Source organism: Mesorhizobium sp. M0898, from assembly GCF_040319695.1.
GTDB lineage: Bacteria > Pseudomonadota > Alphaproteobacteria > Rhizobiales > Rhizobiaceae > Mesorhizobium.
The window spans coordinates 352,034-378,558 of record NZ_JAMYOE010000001.1; the positions used below are offsets into that span (position 1 = coordinate 352,034).

At 63.4% G+C, this 26,525-nt stretch carries 24 protein-coding genes; 6 read left to right on the forward strand and 18 right to left on the reverse strand.

Annotated features, from left to right (window positions below; all coding sequences use genetic code 11):
* Nucleotides 1-25: 25 nt before the first annotated feature.
* The 3 genes from NKH90_RS01755 to yajC are packed head-to-tail and all read right to left on the reverse strand — an operon-like array spanning nt 26 to nt 3,376.
* Nucleotides 26-415 carry an Mth938-like domain-containing protein gene (locus NKH90_RS01755; protein ID WP_023678919.1) on the reverse strand — a complete coding sequence of 130 codons (390 nt, stop codon included), beginning with the start codon at nt 413-415 and terminating at the stop codon, nt 26-28.
* A 15-nt stretch (nt 416-430) separates the two neighbouring features.
* Nucleotides 431-2,983: a protein translocase subunit SecDF gene (gene secDF / locus NKH90_RS01760; protein ID WP_352816819.1), complete on the reverse strand. Its 2,553-nt coding sequence runs from the start codon at nt 2,981-2,983 to the stop codon at nt 431-433.
* A gap of 51 nt (nt 2,984-3,034) precedes the next feature.
* On the reverse strand, nt 3,035-3,376 hold the full coding sequence (gene yajC, locus NKH90_RS01765; RefSeq protein ID WP_352451381.1) for a preprotein translocase subunit YajC: 342 nt from the start codon (nt 3,374-3,376) through the stop codon (nt 3,035-3,037).
* Between yajC and NKH90_RS01770 the strand changes: the two genes are divergently transcribed.
* Nucleotides 3,282-3,596, forward strand: a complete 315-nt coding sequence (locus NKH90_RS01770) for a hypothetical protein (protein WP_352744843.1) — start codon at nt 3,282-3,284, stop codon at nt 3,594-3,596. The genes yajC and NKH90_RS01770 overlap by 95 nt on opposite strands.
* A 55-nt stretch (nt 3,597-3,651) precedes the next feature.
* The gene (locus NKH90_RS01775) at nt 3,652-4,527 is read left to right on the forward strand and encodes an ATP-binding protein (RefSeq protein WP_352526035.1); all 876 of its coding nucleotides are present in this window, start codon (nt 3,652-3,654) and stop codon (nt 4,525-4,527) included.
* 153 nt (nt 4,528-4,680) lie between these two features.
* Here NKH90_RS01775 and NKH90_RS01780 read toward each other — a convergent pair whose 3' ends face one another.
* The 13 genes from NKH90_RS01780 to NKH90_RS01840 form a co-directional block, all read right to left on the reverse strand.
* Complete coding sequence (locus NKH90_RS01780; RefSeq protein ID WP_352816821.1) at nt 4,681-6,213, reverse strand: peptidoglycan DD-metalloendopeptidase family protein; 1,533 nt, start codon at nt 6,211-6,213, stop codon at nt 4,681-4,683.
* A gap of 587 nt (nt 6,214-6,800) precedes the next feature.
* The gene (locus tag NKH90_RS01785; protein ID WP_352470427.1) at nt 6,801-7,466 is read right to left on the reverse strand and encodes a protein-L-isoaspartate(D-aspartate) O-methyltransferase; all 666 of its coding nucleotides are present in this window, start codon (nt 7,464-7,466) and stop codon (nt 6,801-6,803) included.
* On the reverse strand, nt 7,463-8,221 hold the full coding sequence (gene surE / locus NKH90_RS01790) for a 5'/3'-nucleotidase SurE (protein WP_352470426.1): 759 nt from the start codon (nt 8,219-8,221) through the stop codon (nt 7,463-7,465). The genes NKH90_RS01785 and surE overlap by 4 nt, the downstream gene beginning before the upstream one ends.
* Nucleotides 8,221-9,525, reverse strand: a complete 1,305-nt coding sequence (gene serS / locus NKH90_RS01795) for a serine--tRNA ligase (RefSeq protein ID WP_352816824.1) — start codon at nt 9,523-9,525, stop codon at nt 8,221-8,223. The genes surE and serS overlap by 1 nt, the downstream gene beginning before the upstream one ends.
* Before the next feature lie 465 nt (nt 9,526-9,990).
* Complete coding sequence (gene tatC / locus NKH90_RS01800; protein WP_352816826.1) at nt 9,991-10,854, reverse strand: twin-arginine translocase subunit TatC; 864 nt, start codon at nt 10,852-10,854, stop codon at nt 9,991-9,993.
* On the reverse strand, nt 10,851-11,537 hold the full coding sequence (gene tatB / locus NKH90_RS01805; RefSeq protein WP_352771434.1) for a Sec-independent protein translocase protein TatB: 687 nt from the start codon (nt 11,535-11,537) through the stop codon (nt 10,851-10,853). Before tatB ends, tatC begins: the two co-directional genes overlap by 4 nt.
* Nucleotides 11,538-11,565: 28 nt before the next feature.
* On the reverse strand, nt 11,566-11,787 hold the full coding sequence (locus NKH90_RS01810) for a twin-arginine translocase TatA/TatE family subunit (RefSeq protein WP_352490594.1): 222 nt from the start codon (nt 11,785-11,787) through the stop codon (nt 11,566-11,568).
* Between the two features lie 178 nt (nt 11,788-11,965).
* Entirely contained in the window at nt 11,966-12,745 is a 780-nt protein-coding gene (gene scpB, locus NKH90_RS01815; protein WP_352816829.1) for an SMC-Scp complex subunit ScpB, read from the reverse strand.
* Nucleotides 12,742-13,542, reverse strand: a complete 801-nt coding sequence (locus NKH90_RS01820) for a segregation and condensation protein A (protein ID WP_023678931.1) — start codon at nt 13,540-13,542, stop codon at nt 12,742-12,744. Before NKH90_RS01820 ends, scpB begins: the two co-directional genes overlap by 4 nt.
* Nucleotides 13,543-13,600: 58 nt before the next feature.
* A complete protein-coding gene (gene nagZ, locus NKH90_RS01825) occupies nt 13,601-14,620 on the reverse strand; it encodes a beta-N-acetylhexosaminidase (protein ID WP_352816830.1) in 1,020 nt (339 codons plus the stop codon).
* A 116-nt stretch (nt 14,621-14,736) separates the two neighbouring features.
* Nucleotides 14,737-18,504 carry an SPOR domain-containing protein gene (locus NKH90_RS01830; protein ID WP_352816833.1) on the reverse strand — a complete coding sequence of 1,256 codons (3,768 nt, stop codon included), beginning with the start codon at nt 18,502-18,504 and terminating at the stop codon, nt 14,737-14,739.
* 103 nt (nt 18,505-18,607) lie between these two features.
* Nucleotides 18,608-20,365, reverse strand: a complete 1,758-nt coding sequence (gene argS / locus NKH90_RS01835; protein ID WP_352816836.1) for an arginine--tRNA ligase — start codon at nt 20,363-20,365, stop codon at nt 18,608-18,610.
* A 61-nt stretch (nt 20,366-20,426) separates the two neighbouring features.
* Nucleotides 20,427-21,641, reverse strand: a complete 1,215-nt coding sequence (locus NKH90_RS01840; RefSeq protein WP_352816838.1) for a deoxyguanosinetriphosphate triphosphohydrolase — start codon at nt 21,639-21,641, stop codon at nt 20,427-20,429.
* 73 nt (nt 21,642-21,714) lie between these two features.
* Between NKH90_RS01840 and erpA the strand changes: the two genes are divergently transcribed.
* The 4 genes from erpA (at nt 21,715) to NKH90_RS01860 (ending at nt 23,674) form a co-directional block, all read left to right on the forward strand.
* On the forward strand, nt 21,715-22,062 hold the full coding sequence (gene erpA, locus NKH90_RS01845) for an iron-sulfur cluster insertion protein ErpA (protein WP_352539735.1): 348 nt from the start codon (nt 21,715-21,717) through the stop codon (nt 22,060-22,062).
* A gap of 2 nt (nt 22,063-22,064) precedes the next feature.
* Nucleotides 22,065-22,454 carry a VOC family protein gene (locus tag NKH90_RS01850; RefSeq protein WP_352470415.1) on the forward strand — a complete coding sequence of 130 codons (390 nt, stop codon included), beginning with the start codon at nt 22,065-22,067 and terminating at the stop codon, nt 22,452-22,454.
* Between the two features lie 30 nt (nt 22,455-22,484).
* Complete coding sequence (gene xth, locus NKH90_RS01855) at nt 22,485-23,279, forward strand: exodeoxyribonuclease III (protein ID WP_023678937.1); 795 nt, start codon at nt 22,485-22,487, stop codon at nt 23,277-23,279.
* Nucleotides 23,280-23,356: 77 nt separating this feature from the next.
* On the forward strand, nt 23,357-23,674 hold the full coding sequence (locus tag NKH90_RS01860) for a hypothetical protein (RefSeq protein ID WP_023678938.1): 318 nt from the start codon (nt 23,357-23,359) through the stop codon (nt 23,672-23,674).
* A gap of 24 nt (nt 23,675-23,698) precedes the next feature.
* Here NKH90_RS01860 and NKH90_RS01865 read toward each other — a convergent pair whose 3' ends face one another.
* Both NKH90_RS01865 and ilvD read right to left on the reverse strand, forming a co-directional pair.
* The gene (locus tag NKH90_RS01865; RefSeq protein WP_023678939.1) at nt 23,699-24,535 is read right to left on the reverse strand and encodes a tetratricopeptide repeat protein; all 837 of its coding nucleotides are present in this window, start codon (nt 24,533-24,535) and stop codon (nt 23,699-23,701) included.
* Nucleotides 24,522-26,246: a dihydroxy-acid dehydratase gene (ilvD, locus tag NKH90_RS01870; protein ID WP_352816843.1), complete on the reverse strand. Its 1,725-nt coding sequence runs from the start codon at nt 26,244-26,246 to the stop codon at nt 24,522-24,524. The genes NKH90_RS01865 and ilvD overlap by 14 nt, the downstream gene beginning before the upstream one ends.
* Nucleotides 26,247-26,525: the final 279 nt, after the last annotated feature.

A 26,525-nucleotide genomic window follows, 5' to 3' on the forward strand; every position in this document is an offset into this window, starting at 1 on the left:
GGCGACTTTGGTGTTTTCGGCCACGTCAGTCGACGGCGATGAGTGCTGCGGCCACGGCGCGGTTTTCCGCCAGCAGCACATTGTAGGTCCGCACAGCCGCCCCGGTCGACATCGGATCGGCGGAAATGCCCGCTTCTTTCAGTGCCGTACGCAGCGCGGCGGGCAACGGCCTCAGATCCTTGCCGCTGCCGACCAGCAGGATCTCGACCTTGTCGGCCTCGTTGAACAGCTTGGCGAAATCCGCCGCCGTCAGCGCCAGCGGATCGGCCGGCTCCCAGCCATAGATGCCAGAAGGCAGGCACAGCAGCGAGCCGCGATGCGACATGTCGGCAAAGCGGAAACCGCCATTGCCGTAAGCCTCGATCGGTGCGCGGCCGGGGAAATGCGCCTCGCGGATGACGATGCCCTTGGCCACTTTTGAGGCAAGCCGTCAGGTGGCTATGGCTTTGCCGCCGCCCACCGGCTTTTCCTCATCGGACGCTGTGGCCTGCGGCCGCAGCTTGAACAGGATAAGCAGTGGCGCGGCGATAAAGATCGACGAATAGGTGCCGAACACGACGCCGAACAGCATGGCCATGGTGAACGAGCGGATCACCTCGCCGCCGAACAGCACCAGGGCCAGCAGCGCCAGGATCGTCGTCACCGAGGTCAGCGTCGTCCTCGACAGCGTCTCGTTGATGGCGTTGTTCAGCAATTGCGGCAGCGGCATTCGCTTGTATTTTCGCAGATCCTCGCGAACGCGGTCATAGACGACGATCGTATCGTTGAGCGAATAACCGATGATGGTAAGGATCGCCGCCAGCGACGATTGGTTGAATTCGAGGCCGGTGAGGACGAAGAAGCCGATCGTCATGACCACGTCGTGAACGGTCGCAACGATGGCGCCGACCGCGAACTGCCATTCGAAGCGGAACCAGACATAGATCAGGATGCCGAGCAGCGCGACCAGCATGGCAATGGTGCCTTGCTTAGCAAGCTCGCCCGAGACCGTCGGCCCGACCACTTCGACGCGGCGGAAATCATACTGGTCCTGCAGCTCGCCGCGCACCTTGTCGATGACGGTCTGCTCGGCATTCTCGCCGCCCTCCTGGGTACCGACGCGGATCAGAACGTCGTTCGGCTCGCCGAATTGTTGAACCTGCACCTCGCCGATATTGAGTTCCGTTAGCCTGCCGCGGATGTCGGCCAGATCGGCATTGCCGGCCTTGGACTGCACCTCGATCAGCGAGCCGCCCTTGAAATCGATGCCGTAATTGATGTCGATAGTCATGAACCCGACGACCGACAGCACCGAAAGCACGCTGGACAGCGTGAACGTCCAGCGGCGGATGCCCATAAACGGAATTTTCGTTCCGGGCGGAACGAAAGTCACAGGCGCCCGCGGCAACTCCTTCGGACGGGCCCGGCGAAGCCAGATCGACACCAGCAGGCGGGTGAAGGTGAAGGCGGTGAAGACGGTGGTCAGGATGCCGATGGCATAGGTGACTGCAAAGCCCTTCACCGGCCCGGTCCCGAGCCAGAACAGCACTACGGTCGCAATCAGCGAGGTGACGTTGGAATCGACGATTGTGGCCAGCGCCTTGCTGAAACCGGTATCGATCGCCTGAATGACCGAGCGGCCGGCACGTCGCTCCTCGCGGATGCGTTCATAGATGAGAACGTTCGAATCGACCGCCATGCCGATGGTCAGCACGATACCGGCGATACCCGGCAAGGTCAGCGTCGCTCCAAGCAACGACAGCAGGCCGACGATCATCGCCACATGCACCGCCAGCGCGATGTTGGCGAGGAACCCGAGGAAGCCGTAGGCAACGAACATGAACGCCACAACCAGGATCGACCCGATGATGCCGGCGACCTTGCCGGCATGGATGGAATCCTGGCCAAGTCCCGGCCCCACCGTGCGCTCTTCGATCACAGTCAGCGTCGCCGGCAATGCGCCGGCACGCAGCAGCACGGCGAGGTCGTTGGCGCTCTCAGCGGTGAAATTCCCCGATATCTGCCCGGTGCCGCCGGGGATCGGCTCACGGATCTGTGGTGCCGAAATCACCTGATTGTCGAGGATGATGGCAAACAGCTTGCCGACGTTCTGCGATGTCGCCTGGCCGAACCGCTGCGCCCCTTTCGAATCGAAGCGGAACGAAACAACCGGCTCGTTGGTCTGAGAGTTGAACGTCGCCTGGGCATCGACGAGGTTTTCACCCGAAACGATGACGCGGTTCTCGATCAGATACGGAACCGGCGGATCGTCCTGCGAATACAGCACCGAGGATCCCGGCGGCGGACGGCCGTTCAGCGCATCCTGCACCGGCATCGATTGGTCAACCATTTGGAAGGTCAGCTTGGCGGTCTGGCCAAGAATTTCCTTCAGCCGTTGCGGGTCCTGCAGACCGGGCACCTGCACCAGGATGCGGTCGTCGCCTTGCCGCTGCACGATCGGCTCGGTGGTGCCGAGTTCGTTGACGCGACGCTCGACAACCTGGATCGCCTGCGTCAGCGCCGTCGAGGTGCGATATTTGATCCCCGCATCGGTAACCGCAAATTTGAGCAGGCCGGGCTCGGAATCATCCAGCGTCATCTCCTGGATGGAGCCGCCGCTGAACAGGCCGGCGGCCACCGGATTGGTCAATGGTTTCAAGGCTGTCTTGGCAGCATCGATCTGCGCGGGATCGGTGATGCGGACCTGCACCGTGCGGCCCGTTCCGGAAAGACCGGTATAGCCGATCTTGGCATCGCGCAGCAGCGTCCTGATTTCGTCGCGCGTCGTCTCCAGCCGATCCTTGATCAGATCGTTCGGATCCATCCTGAGCAGGATATGCGAGCCGCCCTGCAGGTCGAGGCCGAGCGTCATCTGCCGCTTCGGCACCCAGTCGGGAAGCTTGGCCAGCGTGCTGGCGGAAAAAAGGTTGGGCGCAGCGAGGACCACTGTGGCGGCCACGGCCAGCCAGATCAGGATCATCTTGAAGCGCGAAAAATAAAGCATATGGCGTCGTCCGTCAGGGCGTACTGGCGGATCGTTCCGCCGACAATTCGGTTATTTCTTGGCGTTCTGGTTCGCCACCGGCTCGCCCTTGACGCGCACATCGGCAATCGTCGAGCGCAGCGCCGTCACCTTGGTGCCGCCGCCAAGGTCGATCTCGAGCTCGTTGTCGTCAATCACCTTGGTCACCTTACCGACCAAGCCGCCGCCGGTGACGACGGTATCGCCGCGGCGAACCGCCGCCAGCATCTCGCCGCGCTTCTTCAGCTGCGTGCGCTGCGGCCGGATGATCAGAAAATACATGATCACAAAAATCAGAGCAAACGGCACGATCTGGATAAACATTGCGGACGAGTCCCCGCCGATGCCTTGGGCGTATGCCGGTGTCACGAACATCGAGGTACTCCTGAACTTTGAAAAACAGCCGCAAGGCGGCCCCGCCAAATTTGGCCGGAATATAGTCGGTAAAGTTGCCAATGCAACTGCGCGGCCGGGCAAATCGGCTGCTTTTCCGGCCTGGCGAGCCGTGTTAGAGGGTGATCCCGAAAAGCGACGCTCGGTTTTCGCAAAAGATCATGCCCGAACAAATGCTTGGGACGAGTTTCGAAACCGCTGAAATCAGGTAGGTTGCCCTGCCGCACCGCTCTGAACGCGAACAAAAAAGACAAGAGATGACCGACAGCACCATCGCTATCCTGAACCAGAAGCTCGACCGCCTGATCGAGGCGGTCGCCCGCCTCGCCTCGCCGCCGGTGCCTCAAACCGACCTAGGCGAGGCCGATTGCTTCGTCTGGCAGGCCGATCCTGGCTATCTGGAACCGGTGCGCAAGGTCAACCGCGTCGATATCGGCCTGATCCGCGGCGTCGACCGAGTCCGCGACATATTGGTCGATAACACCGAGCGCTTCGCCTCAGGCTACGCCGCCAACAACGTGCTGTTGTGGGGCGCGCGCGGCATGGGCAAATCGTCGCTGGTCAAGGCAGTGCACGCCTCGGTCAACGCTTCGGCGAAGCTCGACCTGCCGCTCAAGCTGATCGAGATCCATCGCGAAGACATCGACACGCTGCCGAAGCTGATGGGCTTGTTGAAGGCAGCACCCTTCCGCTTCATCCTGTTTTGCGACGACCTGTCATTCGACCATGACGACACGTCCTACAAATCGCTGAAGGCAGCACTTGAAGGCGGCGTCGAGGGCCGCCCGGCCAATGTCATCTTCTATGCCACCTCGAACCGGCGACATCTGTTGCCGCGCGACATGATCGACAATGAGCGCTCGACCGCGATCAACCCGTCGGAAGCGGTCGAGGAAAAGGTTTCGCTGTCGGACCGCTTCGGTCTGTGGCTTGGCTTCCACAAATGCTCGCAGGACGAATATCTCGACATGATCGATGGTTATGTCCGCCATCACGATCTCGCCATCGATCCCGAGACGCTGCGCGCCGAGGCGCTGGAATGGGCGACGACGCGCGGCAGCCGTTCGGGCCGCGTCGCTTGGCAATTCACCCAGGATCTGGCAGGCCGGCTCGGCAAGTCGCTCAAGGACTAGACCATGATCCCGAACCGAAGGTCAGCGTAGCAAAAAAGGAGCCCGGTTTCGGACTAGATCATGGTCCAGAAAAGCAACAGAAGAAGCCCGCACCTTGCGGAGCGGACTTCTTCGGCGGGCTGAAGGTCAGGCGGCCCGCAAGTCGCTTTTTCTCTATTCGAGATAGCCTGACGGATCGACCGGCGCCGAGTTCTTGCGAACTTCGAAATGCAGTTTCGGCGAGTCGGTGGTGCCGCTCATGCCGGACAGGGCGATTTCCTGCCCGCGCTTGACCTTTTGGCCGCGCTGCACCTCGATCGAGCTGGCATGGCCGTAGACGGTGACCAGACCGTTTTCGTGACGCACCAGCACCGTGTTGCCGAATTCCTTGAGGCCGTCGCCGGCATAGATGACGACGCCATTTTCGGCTGCCTTGACCGGCGTCCCCTCAGGCACGGCGATGTCGACGCCGTCCTTGCCGCCGCCGAAGCTTGAAATCACGCGGCCGCGCACCGGCCAGCGCATCTTGCCGATGCCGGTTGCATCAGGCGCCACCGCATCGTCGTCCTCGGCCTGCTGGATGACTTTCGCATCCTTCTTTGGCGGCGTGTAGGAGGCGAGCGTCTGCGTCGGCGTTGTCTTGGCCGGTGGCTGAGTGGTGGCCGTCGTCACCGGATCGACCTTTGCCGGCTTCGCGCCGGCGACAACAGCGGTTCCGCCGGCCGGCACTTTCAGGGTCTGGCCGATCTTGAGCAGCCCGTCCTGCATGCCGTTCGCCTGCTTCAACGCGACGACGCCGACGCCGGTCTTTCGGGCGATGGCAGACAGCGTATCGCCTTGCTGAACCGTGTAGGTGCCGCCGGCACCGGCTGGCTTGGCCGTCGCCGAAGCCACTTTGGGCGCGGCCTTTCCATCCTTCGGCTGGCTCGCGGCAGCCGAGGCGTCCACCTGCGCGGCAGACTTGCCTTCCCTGAGCTTCGGTTGCTGCGGCAGCACGGCCACCTTCTCCGGCGCGTCGGCCGGCTGGTCGTGCCTGGTGCCGTTCGCGGGCTTGGCGTCGGCGACTTTCGGCGTGGCGCCGTTGCTCGAATACGCATAGGCCGGGATGACGAGCTTCTGGCCGGTCTTCAGCCCCTTGGTCGCGCTCAGCCCGTTGACTTTCATGATGGCATCGGCCGGCACGCCGTAGCGCCGAGACAGGCCAGAAATGGTCTCGCCGTCCTTGACGACGATCTCGGTTGCATGCGGTGCGCCGGCGGCCGTCGCCATGCGCGGCGCGTCGGGCTCGGCGTTCTTGAACGGCCTTACCGCCGGAGCGACGGTGCCGGTTGCCGTCCTGTCGACACGAGGAGCGGCAGGCGCCATCGGCGGCGCGGCAGCGGTACGCACCGGGCGGGCGGCGGGTGCCAGGGCGGGAGCCGGCGGTGGCAACTGCTGCGCCGTAACCGGTTCGAGGCTTGAGCGGCTGACCGACTGGGTGTGGCTGCCGTCGATCGGCGCGGCCGCAACATCGCCCGGATAGGGCTGGGCAGCATCCTGCTTGTCGATGATGGCGCGCTGGTTGTTGGTCGAGGCGGTGAACACGTCATCGACGCTGTTGAACCGCGCCACCTGGGAACTACACCCCGTCGCAGCGCCTGCGATCATGAGGACGGCGCAGCCACGCGCCAGATTGCGTCCGTTTGCCTTCAAAACACTGAATTGCATCGCACTAACCCGCACAGACCCGGTACAACTGAGTGTGATTAAAGCGCGTTAATGTTACCGGTCGGTTAAACCTGTAGAATCAGACGCAAATTTTCTTAAAATATTCGAGGAAGGCTCTCAACTTCGTCGTCCTAGGGCGGAGCAGGAGCGAAGCTCCGTCGCGGAGACCCTGGGACCCATTCCGTGACCTCGGCCGAATAATGCGGCGGAGCAGCATTCTGCACCCTTGCAACGCCTCAAGGGCGCGGCATGATGGGGTGGACGGCGCCCGACGGCATCGGATGTGCCAGAATGAGTTCGTTGAGATCTCAAACAAGGGAGCCGTCCGTGGAACACCTTATCCGTATTGGCATGATTGGAACGGGCGTCGCGAACCCCACCTTGGCCAGCGGCCGCAAGGACCGTGCTCAAAGGCCGGACATATGGACGCAAGCGATCGAAAACGACGCAAAACAACCGTTGCAGGCAGGGCGCCGTCCACATATGGATCCTAGAGTCTGCGCTGCGTCGCTTCGCTCCTCGCTGCGCCTTAGGATGACGAAACGACAGGCTTCGGCTGATCCCCAAGCGGAGCGATGTACCCGGAATCAGATCACCGCGGCGACACCGTGCAGGATCGGCTGCAGGCGCACCAGGCCGATATCCTCGCGTTCGAAGCGGCTGCCGACCTTGGTCAGCTTGGCCAGCACCTGCTCGCCTTCGTCGGGTCCGATCGGCGCGATGACGATGCCGCCGCTCGACAATTGGTCGAGGAGAAAGCGCGGCAGGCTGTCGAAGGCCGCCCAGGCTACGATGCGGTCGAACGGCGCTTCGTTGGCCAGCCCGTTGGAACCGTCCGCCTGGCGCACGATGACATTGCCGACGGCGAGCGCCTCGAGCCGCTGCCGGGCCTGTTCGGCCAGCGTCTTGTAACGGTCGATGGTGACGATCCGCGCGGCAAGCCGCGACATCACCGCCGCCGTGTAGCCGGATCCGGTGCCGATCTCGAGCACCCGGTTGCCCGGCTCGATGGCAAGTGCCGCGATCACCGCCGCCTGCAGGTCGGCGCCTTCGATGGCCTCGCCGCATTCGATCGGCAGCATACGGTCCGACCAGGCTATCGAGTGGAAATGCGGAGACAGAAAGCCGCGCCGCGGCGTCGCCTCGAAGGCGGCGATAAGCGCCTTCGGCACCGTCCCCCTGCCGCGCAGGCGAAGCAGGAAGGCAGCGAAACCTTCGCGCTCGTCGACCGTTGCAGCGTGGTTCAAGTTCATGCGAGCGCCTTGGCCAGTTGATCGCGGATTTCATGCGCGGTGAGATCGAGCTGCAGCGGCGTCACCGACACCAGCCGATTGCGCAAGGCATTGAGGTCGGTGCCTTGCTTGCCCTCGACTGGCTCGCGGCCGAAGCGCAGCCAGTAGTAAGGCAGGCCGCGCCCGTCGCGCCGCTCGTCGACCCACAGGCTGTGGACCAGCTTGCCCTGCGAAGTGACTACAGTTCCGGCGATTTCTTCCGGCGCACAGTTCGGAAAATTGACGTTGAGCAGCACGTCGTCCGGCAACGGCACGGCGACGAGCTTTTCGAGCAGGGCCGGCGCCAGCGCTTCGGTGGTCTCGTAGGGAACGACGCGGTCCTCGCCGACATAGGAATAGGCCTGGCTGATGGCGATCGATCGCACGCCGAGCAGCGCGCCTTCCATGGCGCCGGCGACCGTGCCCGAATAGGTGACGTCGTCGGCGATGTTGGCGCCGGAATTGACGCCTGACAGGATCAGGTCAGGGGCTTCGGGCAGGATCTTCTTCACGCCCATGATGACACAGTCGGTCGGCGTTCCGCGCACCGCAAAGTGCTTTTCGCCGATTTTCCTGAGCCGCAGCGGCTCCGAGATCGACAGCGAATGCGCATAGCCGGACTGATCCTGTTCCGGTGCCACCACCCAGACGTCGTCCGACAGCGTACGCGCGATGCGTTCGAGTGATGCAAGGCCCTCGGCATGGATGCCGTCGTCGTTGGTCAGAAGGATGCGCATTATTTCGATTCGATCTTTTCCAGACCGCCCATGTAAGGCCGAAGCGCTTCAGGAATGGTTACGCTGCCGTCCTCGTTCTGATAATTTTCGATGACGGCAATGAGCGCGCGGCCGACGGCGGTGCCCGAACCGTTCAGCGTGTGGACGAAGCGGTTGCCCTTGCCGTCCTTGTCCTTGTAGCGGGCGTCCATGCGCCGCGCCTGGAAATCGCCGCATACCGAGCACGACGATATCTCGCGATAGGCATTCTGGCCGGGCAGCCAGACCTCGATGTCGTAGGTCTTGCGCGCGCCAAAGCCCATGTCGCCGGTGCACAGCGTCATGGTGCGGAACGGCAGGCCGAGCCGCTTCAGCACCTCCTCGGCGCATTCGGTCATGCGCTCATGCTCGGCAACCGAAGTCTCCTGGTCGGTGATCGACACCAACTCGACCTTGTAGAATTGGTGCTGGCGCAGCATGCCGCGCGTGTCGCGCCCGGCCGAGCCCGCCTCGGAGCGGAAGCACGGCGTCAGCGCCGTATAGCGCAGCGGCAGTTGTTCGTGCGGCGTGATCTCGTCGCGAACGAGATTGGTGAGCGGCACTTCGGCGGTTGGGATTAGGCCAAGCCTGCCGTCCCCGTGCCGAACGAAGAACAAATCCTCCTCGAATTTCGGCAGTTGCCCGGTCCCGAAAAGCACCTCGTCGCGCACCATCAACGGCGGCTGGATCTCTATATAGCCGTGCTCGGTGGTGTGCAGATCCAGCATGAACTGGCCGAGCGCGCGTTCCATCCGCGCCAGGCCGCTTTTGAGCACGATGAAGCGCGAACCGGAAAGCCGTGCTGCCCGCGCGAAATCCATCATGCCGAGCGCTTCGCCGATCTCGAAATGCTCCTTCACCCAGTTCGGCCGCGTCGGCACCTTGCCGACGACGCGTTTGACGACGTTGTCGTGCTCGTCCTTGCCGACCGGCACGTCGTCGAACGGCACGTTTGGCAGCACTGCCAACGCATCGTTCAGCGCCTTGTCGAGCTCGCGCTCGCGCGCCTCGCCATTCTGGATGAAGGCCTTGATCTCGCCGACCTCGGCCTTCAGCCTTTCGGCAAGAGCTGCATCGCCCGAGCGCATGGCATTGCCGATCTCCTTCGATGCGGCGTTGCGGCGTTCCTGCCTGGTCTGCAGCTCGGTCAGATGCTCGCGCCGCGCCTCATCCGCGGCGATCAGGTCGTAGACCGTGGACTGCGCATCCCCGGCCGACCACGAGCGCTTCTGGAGCGCCTCGACAAGGGCCTTCGGGTTGTCGCGAATCCATTTGATGTCAAGCATGGTCTGTTCGTCCTCGGCACGGCGGTTTCGGGGCAAGGAAATGCCCAAAACAAAGACCAGAGGGCGTAAACCGCATCCCTGATCGATGCAAGATGTCAAGCCGAGTTCCTTCGCGCCCCCCTCTGTCCTGCCGGACATCTCCCCCTCAAGGGGGGAGATCGGCAGCTTCGCCGACGGCTTGCTTTTTCAGCGCCGGAGATCTGCGAAAGCCGCGATGACGGCCGATCTCCCCCCTTGAGGGGGAGATGTCCGGCAGGACAGAGGGGGGCGCTGTCCCGCCGACATTGATGTCGGCAGCACTCGCAACATTTGGTCGAAAGGAATCTGAACCAAAAAAACCCGCCTCAGTGGGCGGGTCGTCGGCGCCGAATCAGCACCATGCCCAAATTAATAGCATAGCTGCCGGCACAAAGCAAGAACAAAGTTGCTATGGCCGGCAAAAAATGCTGCCCGTTTCAACCGAACCTACGTCGAAGACGCGTCCGCCGGCTTTTCGGTCACCTCTTCGGTGGCGTCCTGCTTTTCGCGGGCCACACGGTCGCGCTCCTTGCTGCGTTCGATCAGCCGGGCCGACCAGATCGAGACCTCGTAGAGCAGGATCGTCGGAATGGCGAGGCCGATCTGGCTCATCGGGTCGGGCGGCGTCAGCACCGCCGCCACCACAAAGGCGATGACGATCGCCCATTTGCGCTTCTCGGCCAGGGCCGTTGACGACAGCATGCCGACCCGCGTCATCAGGCTTGTCACCACCGGCAGCTGGAACACCAGGCCGAAGGAGAAGATCAGCGTCATGATCAGACTGAGATATTCGGACACTTTCGGCAGCAGCGAAATCTGCACCTGGTCGTTGGTGCCGGTCTGCTGCATGGCGAGGAAGAACCACATCACCATCGGCGTGAAGAAGAAATAGACCAGCGATGCGCCCATCAGGAACAGGATCGGCGAGGCGATCAGGAACGGCAGGAAGGCGTTGCGCTCGTTTTTGTAGAGGCCGGGCGCGATGAATTTGTAGATCTGCGTGGCGATCAGCGGAAAGGCGATGACCATGCCGCCGAACATGGCGAGCTTGACCTGGGTAAAGAAGAACTCCTGTGGCGCCGTATAGATCAGCTCGACCTTGTGCGGGTCGAGCCCGGCCCATTGGGTTGCCCATCTGAACGGAATGACCAGAAGGTTGAACAGCCGCTTGGCGAAAAAGAAGCAGACCAGGAAGGCAACAAAAAAACCGCCGATCGACCAGATCAGCCGCCGGCGCAACTCGATCAGGTGCTCCATCAGCGGAGCCGACGATTTTTCTATCTCGTCCTTTTCCTTGTCCGAAACGCTCACTTGGCGGCTCCCGCCGTTTTCCTGGCGGCCGGCTTCTTCGTTGCTGACGCCGGCTTCTTCGCTGCTGACGACTGCGCTTTTTGCTCAGCTTTTGCGGCAGCCTTTGGCGCAGCAGTCTTTGCCGGCTTGGCCGGCGCGGCGGCCGCGGCTTTTGCGGGCGCTGGCTTCTTCTTTGCCGCAGGTGCTTTTTTCGGCACGGCCGCTGCAGCCGTTTGCGCCTGCACTGCCGGCGCTACGACGGACTCGTCCGTCATCGCCGGAAAGATCGGCGTCGCCGGCGTCGGCTCCGGCGGGCTGACGCCCGGCGTCGTTGTTGCGCCGTTCTTAAGCGGCTCGGCCGCCTGCTCCGTCGCAGCGGCGGCATCGACGGCCGGCTTGGGTTTCATCACGGTGTCGACGCCGGAACGGACGTCGGCGGCGGCCTGCTCGAATGGATTGAGCTGCTTCCTGATCTCGGCTGCCGGATTGAGGCTTCTCAGCGAATCGACCGACTTCTTGACGTCGTCGAGCTCGGCTTCCTTCAACGCATCGTTGAACTGCCGCTGGAAATCGGACGCCATGGCGCGCAGCTTCGCCGTTGTGCGGCCGAAGGTGCGCAGCATGTTGGGCAAATCCTTGGGCCCGACGACCACGATCATGACGATCGCGATCACCAGCATCTCGGTCCAGCCGACTTCGAACATGGCTATACGTTCCGACTAAAGTTTGGGCTCAGCTTTTGCTGGCCTTTTCCTTCGGTACCGAAACGGTTTCGTCGGCACGGTGTTCAACGGTACGCTTGTCCTCGGCAGTCTCGTCGTCCGCCATGCCCTTCTTGAAGCTCTTGATGCCCTTGGCCATGTCGCCCATCAACTCGGGGATCTTGCCGCGGCCGAACACCAGCAGCACGATCACCAGAACGATCATCCAGTGCCAAATCGAAAATGAACCCATAGCAAATCTCTCTCGAACGGTTTCCCAGACGCTGATCTATGCGCTTTCGGGTTCGGATTCAAACAGAACTGCGACAGAGTTCATGAATGAGTCGCCGAAGTCACGCACTTTCGGCACGGCGGCCCGCTACCAATCGGCGCAGTTCCATCCTGCCTGTGGCTTTAAGATGGCGCTCGGCTCAATCTTCCGTGACGCGCGGCGTCAAAAGGCCGAGTTCTTCGAGGTCGATGTCGGTCAGCGGATCCTCGTCGTCGGTGAGCGCATCGGGGTCGGCCGGCGGCAGCGGCACCGAGAAATTCGACGGCATGCGGCCGGACAGCAGCCCGGCACCCTTCAATTCCTCCATGCCGGGGAGATCGCGTATCTCCTCCAGTGCGAAATGGTCGAGGAAAATGTCGGTCGTGCCATAAGTGACGGGACGGCCGGGCGTGCGACGCCGGCCGCGCATCCTCACCCATTCGGTCTCCATCAGCGTGTCGAGCGTCCCCTTTGACGTCTCGACGCCGCGGATGTCCTCGATCTCGGCGCGCGTTACCGGCTGGTGGTAGGCGATGATCGCCAGCACTTCGAGGGCGGCGCGGGACAGCTTGCGCTGCTGCACCGTGTCACGGCTCATCAGGAAGGCGAGGTCGCCGGCGGTGCGAAACGCCCAGGCATCGCCGACGCGCACCAGATTGACGCCGCGCCGCGCATAGATCTGCTGCAGTTCGGCCATTGCCGCGGCAATGTTGATGCCGTCGGGCAGCCGCGAAGTGAGCTGTTTTTCGCTGACCGGCTCGGCGCTGGCGAAAACGATCGCCTCGGCCATCCGTACGGCCTCCGCCATATGCAGCCGCTCGCCAGGATTCCGAGACAAATTCTGCCCCTGATTTTGTGCCGGGTTTTCGGCGACCGCGCCTTGCTCGGCGTCGTCGTCGACGTTGAACGGAATGACCGAAGCGTTGGCGCGTTCGTTCATGGTGTTACCTCGACTATCTTGATGGCCTGGGCGCGGCCGCGCAGATAAAGCGGCGCGAACACCTGGTCCTGCCGCATTTCCATCTTGCCTTCGCGCACCAGTTCCAGCGTCGCCGCAAACGAGCTGGCAACCGCGGTGCGCCGCTCTTCCGGGCCGGCCAGATATTCGACCAGGAAGCTGTCGAGCGCCGTCCAGTCGCGCAGCGACCCGATCAGCCTGGTCAGCACGTCGCGCGCATCCTTGAGCGACCACACGCCGCGCCTGGCGATCGTCACATTGGTGATCGCCTGCTTCTGGCGCTGCTGGGCATAGGCGGTCAACAGGTCGTAGAGCGAGGCCGAATAGGCATTGCGCTTCTCGACGATGACCATTTCCGGCATGCCGCGTGCAAACACGTCGCGTCCGAGCCGGTTGCGGTTGACCAGCCGTGCCGCCGCGTCGCGCATCGCCTCCAGCCGCTTCAGCCGGAACTGCAGCACCGCCGCCAGTTCCTCGCCGCTTTCGCCTTCGTCGCCGGGCTGCTTGGGAATCAGGAGCTTCGACTTGAGAAACGCCAGCCATGCCGCCATCACCAGGTAGTCGGCGGCAAGCTCCAGCCTCAGCGCCCTCACCTTCTCGACGAACGCCAGATACTGTTCGGCCAGCGCCAGGATCGAGATGCGCGACAGGTCGACCTTCTGATTGCGGGCAAGATGCAGCAGAAGATCGAGAGGACCTTCGAAGCCGGCCACATCGACGACCAACGCCGGATCGCCGGTCAGCCGGGAATCGTCGTTCTCGGCCCACAAGCGGTCCATCGGTGCGGCCTTGCCGGCCTTCAGGTCCAATGTTTCCGCCACTTCGCTTCCTTTGATGCTAGGCCACCGCGTCGAAATAACTGGCAAATTCGGCCCGAATCTCGGTCTCGTCCGCCACGTCGCGGTTCCTGATATAGGTCAGCGCCCGCTCCGCGCGCTCAAACGACTTGCCTTCCAGCCCGGTCGTGCGCGATGCAATGCCGGCCATCTCCTCGAACACGCCGTTGCAGTGAAGGACCAGATCGCAGCCCGCCGCAAGGATCGCGGCCGCCTTTGACGGGAAATCCCCAGAAAGTGCCTTCATCGAGGTGTCGTCGCTCATCAACAGGCCGTCGAAGCCGATTTCGTCGCGGATGATCTCTTCGATGACCTTGCCGGATGTGGTGGCCGGGTTCTTCGGGTCGATCGCGCTATAGACGACATGCGCCGTCATCGCCATCGGCAAATGCTTGAGCTCCCTGAACGGGGCAAAATCATGCCGCTGCAAATCGCCGATCGAGGCGTCGACGGTCGGCAGTTCGAAATGCGTATCGGCGAAGGCCCTTCCATGACCGGGAATATGCTTCATCACCGGCAGCACGCCGCCCGCCATCAGGCCTTCCGCCGCGGCGCGACCCAATTCGATGACGGCGCGCGGCTCCTTGCCATAGGCGCGCGCGCCGATGACGTCGCTGGCGCCCTCGATCGGCACATCGAGCACCGGCAGGCAATCCGCCGTGATGCCGTAGCGCAGCAGGTCGAAGGCATGCAGCCGCGCCATCAGCCAGGCGGCACGGGTGCCGGCGTCATGGTCGTCGCGCCACAAGGCGCCGAGTGCACCGGCAGCCGGATAGTTCGGCGCCAGCGGCGGCCGCAGGCGCTGCACGCGGCCGCCCTCCTGGTCGATGAATACCGGCGCGTCCGCACGCTCGACGCAGTCGCGCATGGCGGCGACCAGATCGCGGATCTGCTCGGTCTCGCCGATATTGCGCGCAAACAGGATGAAGCCCCACGGGCATTCGTTGCGATAGAAACGGATCTCGTTGCGGGTCAGTGATTTCCCGGCGCAGCCGAGGATCATGGATTTTGATTCGGTCATGCGGAACAGTTTAGAGCTTCGCGCCGACAAAGGGAATCGCCCGTAATTGCCTTCAGAGGTTTCCGTTCACGCAAAAAAGCCGGCGCGGACGCCGGCTTTTCGAGGGGCCTTGATGCCTAGTGGGACACGAAGCAATTGCCGCCGGCAGCCTTGTAGCTGGTGCACAGTTTGATCGCCTCGTTGCGAGACTGCGCCGGAACGCGGACGCGGTAGAAGGTGCCCTTGCCGGCAATCTCGGCCTTGACGATGTTGGCGGTGCGGCCGGAAAGCACGCTGCCGTAGCGGCGCTGCAGATCCTGGTAAGTCGCCTGGGCGCTTTCGACTGTCGGCTGCGAAGCGATCTGTATCGACCACGAACCAGCCCCGGCCGCGGCCGGATCGATGGAAGCGACCTGATCGGGCTTGACCTCGCCGACCACGTCGACCGGCTGGTCGGACGGACGCTGCGGCGCCACCGGAACCGTGGCCGGGGTGCTGGCGGACTGCTTGCTGGCTGACGGCTTGGCTTCAGCCTTTGTGTCGGGCTTGGGCGCCGGCTGCAGCTTGGAGGTTTCGGCCTGATCGCCACTCGGCTGGTCGCCAATCTTCGGATCACTTGTGATTTGGTCGATCAGGGGCACGGTGCCGGTCTGCGCGGCGGCGTCGGCCTGGGCCGACGGAGCGACGTGCTGCGGCGCCGGATCGGCCGGCTCGGCAGCAGCCATCTGCGGGGCGGCAGGCGCCGGATCCTCGCGCGCCACCAGCGAACCGTCAGGTTTCACGACCATGGTCCGTACCTTGCGCGGCGCAACGGCGACGATCTCGGGGGTTGCACCCTTCTCGGCCTCCTGCAGAACCTGCGCGATGCGATCCTCGGACTTGGGCGCCGGTGCGGCGGCGGTTTCGGCAGCGCCAGCCGCACTGGCGCCAAGCGTGCTGGAGTCAGACGCGCTGGTGCCGGGCGCATTGGTGCCAGCCCCGTCGGTGTCGGACGCCGCGGTGCCGGGCGCGTCGATATCGTCCGCGGCATCGGGGTCATTGGGCGAAAGATCGACGACGCGGCTCTCCGGTTCGTTGGCCTTCAGGTCCACAGGCTCTTCGGTGTTGGTGACCAGCTTCTGCTGAACCGGCTCGGCGGGCTTGGTGCCCTTGACCACAGCGTCATAAACCTTGTTGTCCTGGTTCGGCACGACGGTGCCGCCTGGATTTTCCGGCTTGATCTTGATCGGCCTGTTGTCGGCCTTGACGATAACCGGCGCATCGCCGCCGCTCTTGCCGCCGAGGGTCAACGCAAAGGCGCCAAGGCCTCCGGCGATCGCCACGGCGCCGACCACCGCACCTATCAGCAGCCCGCGCCTGCGCGGCTGCCTTTCGGCCCCGCGTTCGGCAAGGCCCGGAACCGACATCTCCTCGTCCAGTTCGGGATCGTAGTCGAGCTCATCGAAGGTGAAATCGTCGGCCTGCGAAACCGGCTGGCCACCGGGCAATGGGCCCAGATCGAAACCGTCCGCTGCATCGGCATAGGAAGCAGCCGCCGCGCTGACGGGGGCTTCCGCAGGCTTGGCGCCATAGGCGCGCGTCTCGCTACGATCTTGCTTGTAGCCAGACGCGAAGCCGGCATCGTATTCATCGTCATAGCCAGCACTGCGCACCGGGGCAGGCGCTATATCCGTTGCATTCATTTCGGTGAGAAGGCTGGCAAAATCGGCATCGAGATCGTCGTAGGCGGGCGCCACCGGCTCGTCATCGTCGAAGTTGAGCTCCGGAATGTCGAGATCGTCCGCCAGCGCCACGACGCGCTCGGGCACGTCGACCGTCTCGACATCGGGCATCTCGTCATAGGCGGAAGGCTGTTGACGCGAAGTTGGTGCAGCTTCCGTGTAGGCGGGCCGATCTTCATAGGACGGCCTCTCTTCACGGGATGTCTGGCTTTCATAGGACGGCCTCTCTTCGACCGGTGCGGCCCGATAGGACGGCGTTGCAGCCGGCTGCGGCGGTGGTGCCGAACGCGCCGAAGCCATCGGCTGGCTTGCAAAAGCGGGCTGAGGCTGTGCGACCGGTGTCACGCGGCTCCACGAGCGGGCCGGCTCGGGCGGCGTGGCGCGTGTCGTCAGCCAGTTCAGCGCATCGAGCGGGTCTTCTTCGGCAGCAGCTGCCGCACTCTTGTCGGCCGAGTCGTGATCCAGGCCGATATTCCTGGCGAAGTCGGCATCGAGCGCATCGCTGTCGAGATCATCCGCGGGTCCGGCAGCGGCTTCAACACCGAAATCCTCGCCTTCAAGCTCATCGAGGAGGACACTGCCAAGATCGGCGTCATCGGCGGCACTGGACTGCTGCGGCTCAGCGGGCTCGTGCTCGTCGAGTTCCCAATCCAGCTCGTCGACAGCATGCACCGGTTCGTTGGCGACGTCTTTGACCGCCGCCATTGGCTGTTCGGCGGCCACTGCTGGCTTCTGAACTACCGGCGCGATGGGCTGCTGAACAGCCATCACGGGCTTCTGGGCAGTCTGCGGGCTTGTCTGAGGTTCGTTGACCGCTTGTGCAGGCCGTGTGCTCATCGCACCGAGCAGCGCGTTCAGTTCGTCTTCCAGGCTGCGTTCCTCAGCCACTGGGGCCGTCGGGACGACAGCGGCCGGCGCCGCTGGTTCGGCCGCAACCTGCGCCACGGGCTCTTCAGCTTCCTCGGCAGGCGCATCGTCGAAGCTCAGATCGAAATCGTCGTCGAACGCCGCTTCAGCGGCCGTGCCGGAAAGCCGGGCCGCCTCTGGCTCTTCGATCGACTGCTCTTCGATAAACTCTGGTTCTTCGATTTCGGCAGGCTCGTTCGGACGAACGTCGAAGTCCATGTCGACATCGGCCATGGCATCATCGAAATGGCCGGCAAGATCCTCATCGGCCGAAACCGCCTCAACCGGCGATGCCGGGGCGGCGACGTTTTCCGCCGGCTCATGCTCGTGGAGCATCAGCTCGTCTTCGAGCGAACTTGCCACGGCGCTGTCGAACTCATCGTCGAACGCAGGCGCGGCCGCTTGCGCGGCGGTTTCAACGGCGACGGTCTGCTCCATCGGCTCATGCTTGTCGAACATCAGCTCGTCTTCGAGCGAGCTTGCAACGGCGTTGTCGAACTCAACGTCGAAGGCGGGCGCGGCCGCTTGCGCGGCGGTTTCAACGGCGACGGTCTGCTCCATCGGCTCATGCTCTTCGAGCATCATCTCGTCTTCGAGCGAACTTGCCACGGCATTGTCGAACTCATCGTCGAAGGCGGGCTCGTCGACCGGCTCGATCGCCTCGGCTGCGGCCCTGGGTTCATCCTCACCGGTCACCGCGATCTTGGCCGTCACATCGTCGTCGTGCCGAAAATCCTGGTCGAGCGAGGCGGCAAGTTCGTCGTCACTCGAAAGGTCGTCCTCGAACGGCGACACGTCTTCGAGCGAGCCGGCGACGGCGTTATCGAAATCGTCGTCGAGCTCCGGCTCGACGGCGGGAGCGAACGCCCTTTCGGGGGCGGAGGCAATTTCGTCGGCGGCAACAGAAGTGGCTGCAACAGGAGCAGCATCATCCGCCGCACTGTCGTCGAACGCGAAATCCTGTTCGAACGAGGCAGCAAGCGCGTCCTCCATTTCGTCGGCGGCGGCCGGTTCGGGTGTCGGCTCGCGAAGCTTGGCAGGGGAAGCATTGTCATTGGCGTCGGCGCCGAATTCGCCCATCAACTCCTTCTCGAGATCGATCTCGAAATCGCCCTCGTCCACCGACGGTTCGGCGGCAGCGGTTTTCGGCTGGGCCGGCGTTTGCGGTTTGACCGGCTGGCGCGGGTCGAACCCCATGATCCTGGTCAGTTCCGCGAACGGATCATCGTTGGCGATGTCGTTGTGGTCGGCTGCTCTCAGCTGGGTTCTGTCTGCCATTATTGTTCCCGAACTCGCACTCATTCGGACGCCATGGACGTCGCGTAGGGTTGGCCCTTACCAGCGCAATGTGGGCAAAAGGTGACAGGTTTTTTACTCAAACCTAACGCATTTCGGTGGGCGCATTGGCTCCGATCAGCGTCAGGCCGGACGTCAAAACGTCCGAAACAGCCTGCACCAGCCCTAGTCTGGCATGCGTCAATTGTCGGTCGTTAACCTTAACAAAACGTAAGTCGGGATTATCGGTGCCCCGGTTCCAGTGTCCGTGGAAGCTGGAAGCGAGTTCGTAGAGGTAAAATGCCAGCCGGTGGGGCTCGAGCGCGAGCGCCGCGGCTTCGATCAGCCGAGGATATTCGGCGAGCTTCCTGATCAGGCCGATCTCCCCCTCATCGGTCAGCAAAGCCACTTCGGCGGCCAGCTGGTTGCGGTCGAATATGGCCTCGCCCAATTGCTCGCTCGCCTGCCGGAATACCGAATGGCAGCGCGCCGAGGCATACTGCACGTAGAACACCGGATTGTCCTTCGACTGCTCGGTTACCTTGGCGAAGTCGAAGTCGAGCGGCGCGTCGTTCTTGCGGTAGAGCATCATGAAGCGGATCGGGTCGCGGCCGACCTCCTCCACCACTTCGCGCAAGGTCACGAACTCGCCCGACCGCTTCGACATACGTACCGGCTCGCCGGCGCGAAACAGCCTCACCAGCTGGCAAAGCAGCACGGTAAGCTTGACCTCGTCGCCGGCAATCGCCCGGGCAAGCGCTTCCAGCCGCTTCACGTAGCCGCCGTGATCGGCGCCAAGCACATAGATCAGATCGACGAAGCCGCGATCGACCTTGTCCTTGAGGTATGCGACATCGGCGGCGAAATAGGTGAAGGTGCCGTCCGACTTGACCAGCGCCCGGTCCATGTCGTCGCCGACCGCGGTCGAGCGGAACAGCGTCTGCTCGCGGTCCTCCCAGTCATCCGGTTTCTCGCCCTTGGGCGGCGGCAGCTTGCCCTTGTAGATGTGACCCTTCAGCGTCAGGTCGCTGATCGCCGAGCGTATCTTGCGGGCGTTGTTCGCATGCAGCGTCCGCTCGGAGAAGAAGACGTCGTGATGCACGTTGAGCAGCGCCAGATCCTCACGGATCATCGCCATCATCGCATCGATCGTCCTGTCCTTGACGATGGCAAGCGCCTCCTCGTCCGGCATCTGCAGCAGGGAGCGGCCGAATTCGCTGGCCAGCGCCTGACCAACGGGGATCAGATAGTCGCCTGGATAAAGCCCGGCCGGAATGTCGCCGATCTCATCGCCGAGCGCTTCGCGGTAGCGCAGCATGACTGAGCGTCCGAGCACGTCGATCTGCGAACCGGCATCGTTGATGACGTATTCCTTGGTCACGTCGTAACCGGCGAAGGCCATCAGATTGGCCAGCGCGTCGCCGACCACAGCACCCCGGCAATGGCCGACATGCATCGGGCCGGTCGGGTTGGCCGAGACATATTCGACATTGGTTTTCTTGCCGCCGCCGATAGTCGAGCGGCCGTAGTTGCGGCCTTCGCCGAGCAGCGCCGTCAGATGCGCCTGCCAGAAACCGTCCTTGAGCCTGAGATTGACGAAGCCCGGACCGGCGATCTCGGCGGCCGCGATATCCTCGTCGGCGCGCAGCGCCTCGGCCAGCCTTTCGGCCAGCGCACGCGGGCTCTGGCCGGTCGGCTTGGCCAACACCATGGCAGCGTTGGTCGCGAGGTCGCCATGGCTGGCATCGCGCGGCGGCTCGACGGCGATGCGCGACAGGTCCGGCGACGCGCCATCCTTGTCTTTCAAATCAAGCGCTTCGACGGCCTTTATGATTCGCGCGTTGAAATCGGCGAAGATGTTCATTGCTATGGCTCTGACGGTTTTGCATGGATCCGGCGCGTTGGCCGGCAAAATCGCGCCCGCCCTAGCTCAAATCCGGCGTATGGTCAAACAAACGCCTGTGTTCCTTGAGCGCATAAGTGTCCGTCATGCCGGCCAGGAAATCGGCAACACTGCGCGCCTTGACGCGGTCCTCTGCCCGGTCGAGCCCTTCGCGCCAGCCATCCGGCATGGCGCGCGGATCGGCGAAATAGACGTCGAACAGGTCCCTGACGATCTGGTCGGCATCGGCGCGCACCCGCATGACCTCCGCATGCCGGTAGAGGTGCTTGTAGAGAAACGCCTTCAGCTCCTTTTCCGATACGGCCGTCTCGGCGGAGAAGCTCACCATCGGCTCGCCGGCCGCCCTCACCGCTTCGGCGCTGCCGGGCTTGATGCGCGCCAGATTGGCTGTCGTCGAGACGATCACGTCCTCGACCATGATAGTGATCTGCCGGCGCATCAGCTCGTGGCCGGTGCGTACGTCATCGAGCGCCGGATAGCGCTGACGCACGCCCTTGAGGATCGACCCCGGCAGCGAGACGCCCTCCAGCATATCCAGCGTCAACAGCCCTGCCCTCAAGCCGTCATCGATGTCGTGGGTGTTGTAGGCAATGTCGTCGGCAATCGCCGCGCACTGCGCCTCGATACCGGCGAAGCGGTCGAGCTCGAGGTCGTGCAGTTCGGAATAGTCGCGGATCGCCTGCGGCACCGGCCCCTTCAGCCCTTTGCCCTTGGCATCGGTCAGCGGGCCATTGTGCTTGACCAGCCCCTCCAGCGTTTCCCAGGTGAGGTTCAGCCCATCGAACTCGGCATAGCGCCGCTCCAGCCGCGTCACCACACGCAGCGACTGTGCATTGTGGTCGAAGCCGCCCCAGGCGGCCATCTTGTCGTTCAGCGCGTCCTCGCCGGTATGGCCGAAGGGCGTGTGGCCGAAGTCGTGCACCAGGGCCACCGCCTCGGCCAGGTCCTCGTCGCCGCGCAGCGCCCGCGCCAGAGCGCGTGCGATTTGCGCCACCTCGATCGAATGCGTCAGCCTCGTGCGGTAATGGTCGCCTTCGTGCGCGACGAACACTTGCGTCTTGTGCTTCAGCCGGCGGAACGCCGTCGAATGGATGATGCGGTCGCGGTCGCGCTGGAACGGCGTGCGCGTCGGGCTTTCCACCTCGTCGAACAGCCGCCCGCGCGACTTCGCCGGGTCGCTGGCATAGGCCGCGCGCGGCCGATAGCCGAATCCGATGTCGCCCAACTCGTTGGTCATAGCGTATGCCGCAGTTGACTTGCCCCGTCGCGCTTCATACCTATCATACGAAACCGAATGCAAGGTGACGCCCATGGGCGCTGATGCCAAGACCGCCATGAAAGTCGAGATGACCGACGCCGCCGCCAGGCGGATCGCCAAGATTGTGGCGAGCGAAGCCGGCAAGACGGCGCTGCGCGTTTCGGTCGAGGGCGGCGGCTGTTCCGGCTTCTCCTACAAGTTCGACCTGGTCGATGGGCGCAATGACGACGACGTCGCCATCGAGAAGGACGGCGCCACCGTGCTGATCGACGACCTGTCGCTGGTCTATATGGGCGGCTCGGTGATCGATTTCGTCGACGATCTGATGGGCCAGTCGTTCCAGATCAGAAACCCCAATGCGGTCGCCTCCTGCGGCTGCGGCACCAGCTTCTCGATCTAGAAATGCCCGACATCGGCGCGGTCCGTCAGGTCGCGCTTTCCGCCGGGCGCGACCTCGATGCGACGCTGGCGTTCTGGCGCGAGGTGCTCGGCATGAACCTGCATGCGCGTTTCGATCCGCCGGGCATCGCCTTTATCATGGCCGGTGACGTGCGCCTGCTTTTCACCGACGGCCTGCCTGCCGGCACCGTCTATCTCGACATATCGGGCCTCGACGAGTTCCACGCTTCGGCAAGGGCCGCCGGTGTTCCCTTCACCGCGCCGCCGGCGCTCGTCCATCGCGACACCGAAGGCCTGTTCGGCCAGGCGGGGGAAAGCGAATGGATGGCCTTCCTAAAGGACCCGGCAGGCAATACGATCGGCCTTGTCGAACGTCATCCACCGGATCGCTAGTCTCCGGACCACCAGCCTATCGAGGCCGTCATGAAAATCGTCACCTGGAACATCAACGGCGTTCGCGCCCGCATCGGCAATTTGACCCATTGGCTGACGGAAAGCGCGCCCGACATCGCCTGCCTGCAGGAGATCAAGACGGTCGACGAGCAGTTTCCCCGCGCCGAGATCGAGGCGCTCGGCTACAATGTCGAGACTTACGGCCAAAAAGGCTTCAACGGCGTCGCCATCCTGTCGAAGCTGCGTTTCGACGAGGTCAATCGCGGTTTGCCGGGCGACGATGCCGACGAGCAGGCGCGTTTCATCGAGGGCGTGTTCTCGACCGACAAGGGCGCCTTGCGCGTTGCCTCGATCTATCTGCCGAACGGCAACCCGATCGACGACGAGAAGAAGTTCTCCTACAAGCTTTCCTGGATGGCGCGACTTGAGCGCTGGGCCGAGGAGCGGCTTGCTCTGGAAGAGCCGCTGGTCCTGGCCGGCGACTACAATGTCATTCCCGAGCCGATCGACGCGAAGTATCCGGAAAACTGGCTAAGCGATGCACTGTTCCAGCCCGCGACGCGGCAAGCGTTCCGGCGGCTGAAGAATCTCGGCTTCACCGAAGCCGTGCGTGCCGTCACCGACGCCCCGGACATTTTTACGTTCTGGGACTATCAGGCCGGCGCCTGGCAGAAGAACAACGGCATCCGCATTGACCACCTGCTTCTGTCGCCCGAAGCCGCCAACTGGTTTTCCTCGGCTTCGATCGAAAAACAGGTGCGCGCCTGGGAAAAACCCTCCGACCACGTGCCGGTGGCGATCGATCTGGCGCTGCAGCCGGCCTGACCGGAGCTGCTGTCCGGCGGCACATTGATAAGTTGACCTCTTATCGCCACAAATCGCGCGCTTAATGAGAAATCATCATGGTGGCTGGGGTTCCCATGACTACTCGATTTGCACTCTGCCCGATCGGCTGCGCGCTTGCGATGGCGGTGGCGACGCCGGCTTTTGCCGATGCAGAGTGCCTGGCTAACGGCAAATCATTCCAGATCGGCCGGGTCGCCTGCCTGACGCTTGCCGGCCAAAGCTACCTCGCCCGTTGCGAGATGGTGCTCAACAACACATCCTGGACAAAGCAGCGGGATGGCTGCCCGGAGAACACGCTGGCCCCACATCTGCAGGGCACGCCGATCTCAACACCGGCGCCCAGCGGCATGCCGGCGGAACCGACCGACAATTGATCTAAAAACGGAAATTCTGCCGACCTATTGGTCGCCGCCACCCTTGGTGAGGATGTCGTCGGCCAGCGAGATCGCGGTGCGGCGGTCGGCTTCGCCGGCGGCTGCAAACGCTTCTTCCTGCATGCCGCGGATCCATGGCTGGTCGGCGGGTGAGGCCCGTTCGAGCGCCGCGGTCATCATCGCCAGCCCCCGCACGATCTTGCCGCTTTGGAAAAGCAGGTTGCCGAGCGTCGCCTGCGCGCCCGCATGGCCCTTTTCGGCCGCCAGCTGGAACCAGCGTCCGGCCTGCTTGACGCTGGCCTTGACGCCGCCCTCACCCTTGAGGAACATCTGGCCCATCTCGAACTGGGCGTTCGGGTTGCGGTAGTTGGCGGCGGCGCGCATGTAATATTCCTGGGCCGCCACCTCGTTCTCCTCGACGGGGCTGCCGGGAATGCCCTTCCTCAGATAGTCGCCAAGCGCCACCAGCGCGTCCGAAACATAGCTTTCCTCGGGCGAACCGGGCTCGACATCCTGGTCGACGATCTCGCTGAAGAACTTGAACGCCGCGTAGTCGTCTCGCGCCACGCCATCGCCTTCGGCATACATGCGCGCAAGCTTCCAGGTGGCGCCGATCTGGCCGTTCTCTGCGGCATATTTATAGGCTTCCGCGGCCTGCTCCTTATGGCCGTTCTTGTAGGCGGAAAAGCCGAACTGGAACACCGCCCACGGGCTCGACTGCGGCTTCACGCCGGTCTTGTCGTCGAACACCTTGTCGTCGAAGGCCATGGCCTGGCCGACGGCGCCCAAGGTCGCGCCAAACGTGGCGAGCGCAACCAGTGCCGAAAGGACAGACGACCTCAACAACTCAGATGTCCGCATAGCAGTGTGTTTCTTTGGCACCGCCGGGATGGGTGACCGCGCCGTCGCGGGCAGGTCCGACCGTCTGTGCGTATTTCCAGATCGCGCCCGACTGATAGTCGGTCGTGCGCGCCTTCCATGATTTTGCCCTCGCCGCCAGTTCGGCCTTGGACAATGCAACCTCGATCGTGCCGTTCACCGCATCGATCGAGATCAAGTCGCCATCCCTAAGCAGCCCGATCGGGCCGCCCACTGCCGCTTCCGGCCCGACATGGCCGATGCAGAAACCGCGCGTTGCGCCCGAAAAACGCCCGTCGGTGATGAGCGCTACCTTGCCGCCCATGCCCTGGCCGTAGAGAGCCGCCGTCGTCGACAGCATTTCGCGCATGCCCGGGCCGCCGCGCGGACCCTCGTAACGGATGACGAGAACCTCGCCTTCGCTATAGTTACGGTGCGTAACAGCCTCGAAACATTCCTCTTCCGAATCGAAGCAGCGTGCCGGACCCGAGAATTTGAGTTCCGCCATGCCTGCGACCTTCACGATCGCGCCTTCGGGGGCAAGGTTACCCTTCAAGCCCACGACCCCGCCGGTCTGGGTAATCGGCCTATTGGCGGGACGGACCACATCCTGGCTGTCATTCCAGGAAACATGTTCCATATTTTCGGCCAAAGTGCGGCCGGTCACCGTCAGGCAATCGCCGTGAAGATAGCCATGGTCGAGCAGCGTCTTCATCAAGAGCGGAATGCCGCCGGCCTCGAACATGTCCTTGGCGACGTATTTGCCGCCCGGCTTGAGGTCGGCGATATAGGGTGTTTTCTCGAATATCTTGGCCACGTCGAAAAGATCGAACTTTATCCCGGCCTCGTGCGCGATCGCCGGCAGATGCAGCGCCGCGTTGGTCGAGCCGCCGGTGGCCGAGACCACGGTCGCGGCATTTTCCAACGCTTCTATAGTAACGATGTCGCGCGGGCGGATGTTCCTTGCGATCAGCTCCATGATCTTTTCGCCGGAAGCGAAATTGAAGCGGTCTCGCATCTCGTAGGGTGCCGGCGCGCCGCAGGAATAGGGCAGCGCCAGGCCGATCGCCTCAGCGACGGTGGCCATGGTATTGGCGGTGAACTGGGCGCCGCAGGAGCCGGCCGACGGACAGGCGGCTTGCTCGATCTCGAGCAGCTCGGCGTCGCCGATCGTGCCGACCGAATGCTGGCCGACCGCCTCGAACACGTCCTGCACGGTGATCTGCCGGCCACGGTAGCTGCCGGGCAGTATCGAGCCGCCATAGATGAAGATCGACGGTACGTTGAGGCGCACCATGGCCATCATCATGCCGGGCAGCGACTTGTCGCAACCGGCCAATCCAACCAGCGCATCGTAGCAATGGCCGCGCATGGTGAGCTCGACCGAGTCGGCGATGACCTCGCGCGACACCAGCGACGACTTCATGCCCTGATGACCCATGGCGATGCCGTCGGTGACGGTGATGGTGCAGAATTCGCGTGGCGTGCCGTTGGCGGCCGCCACGCCCTTCTTGACCACTTGCGCCTGGCGCATCAGCGAGATGTTGCAGGGCGCGGCCTCGTTCCAGCAGCTGGCGACACCGACCAGAGGCTGCGCGATCTCGGCCGCCGACAGCCCCATTGCATAAAGGTAGGAGCGATGCGGCGCCCGCTCGGGACCAACGGTCACGTGGCGGCTCGGCAGCTTGGCCTTGGAGATCGCTCTGGCGTCCATACTCGTCCTTGCCGCGGGCGGTGCGGCCTGCCTCTTCGCCTAGCCTTTTGGCGCATGTCCCGAGACAGGTTCGAGGTGCGCCGGGTTTATGGCGGGAAATAGGCAATGTTCTCGGGCGGCCGGGCGACGCGAGGGTTGTTCAGAAACTGTTGCCAAAACGTCACAATTATCGGAGCGAACATCATGGGGGCAATTTGTTGCATTGGCCGAATGCCGGATGACGCACCGAACAAAACGGCCGGGCAGCGCCCGGCCGTTTTGTCGTTTAAAATTCAATAG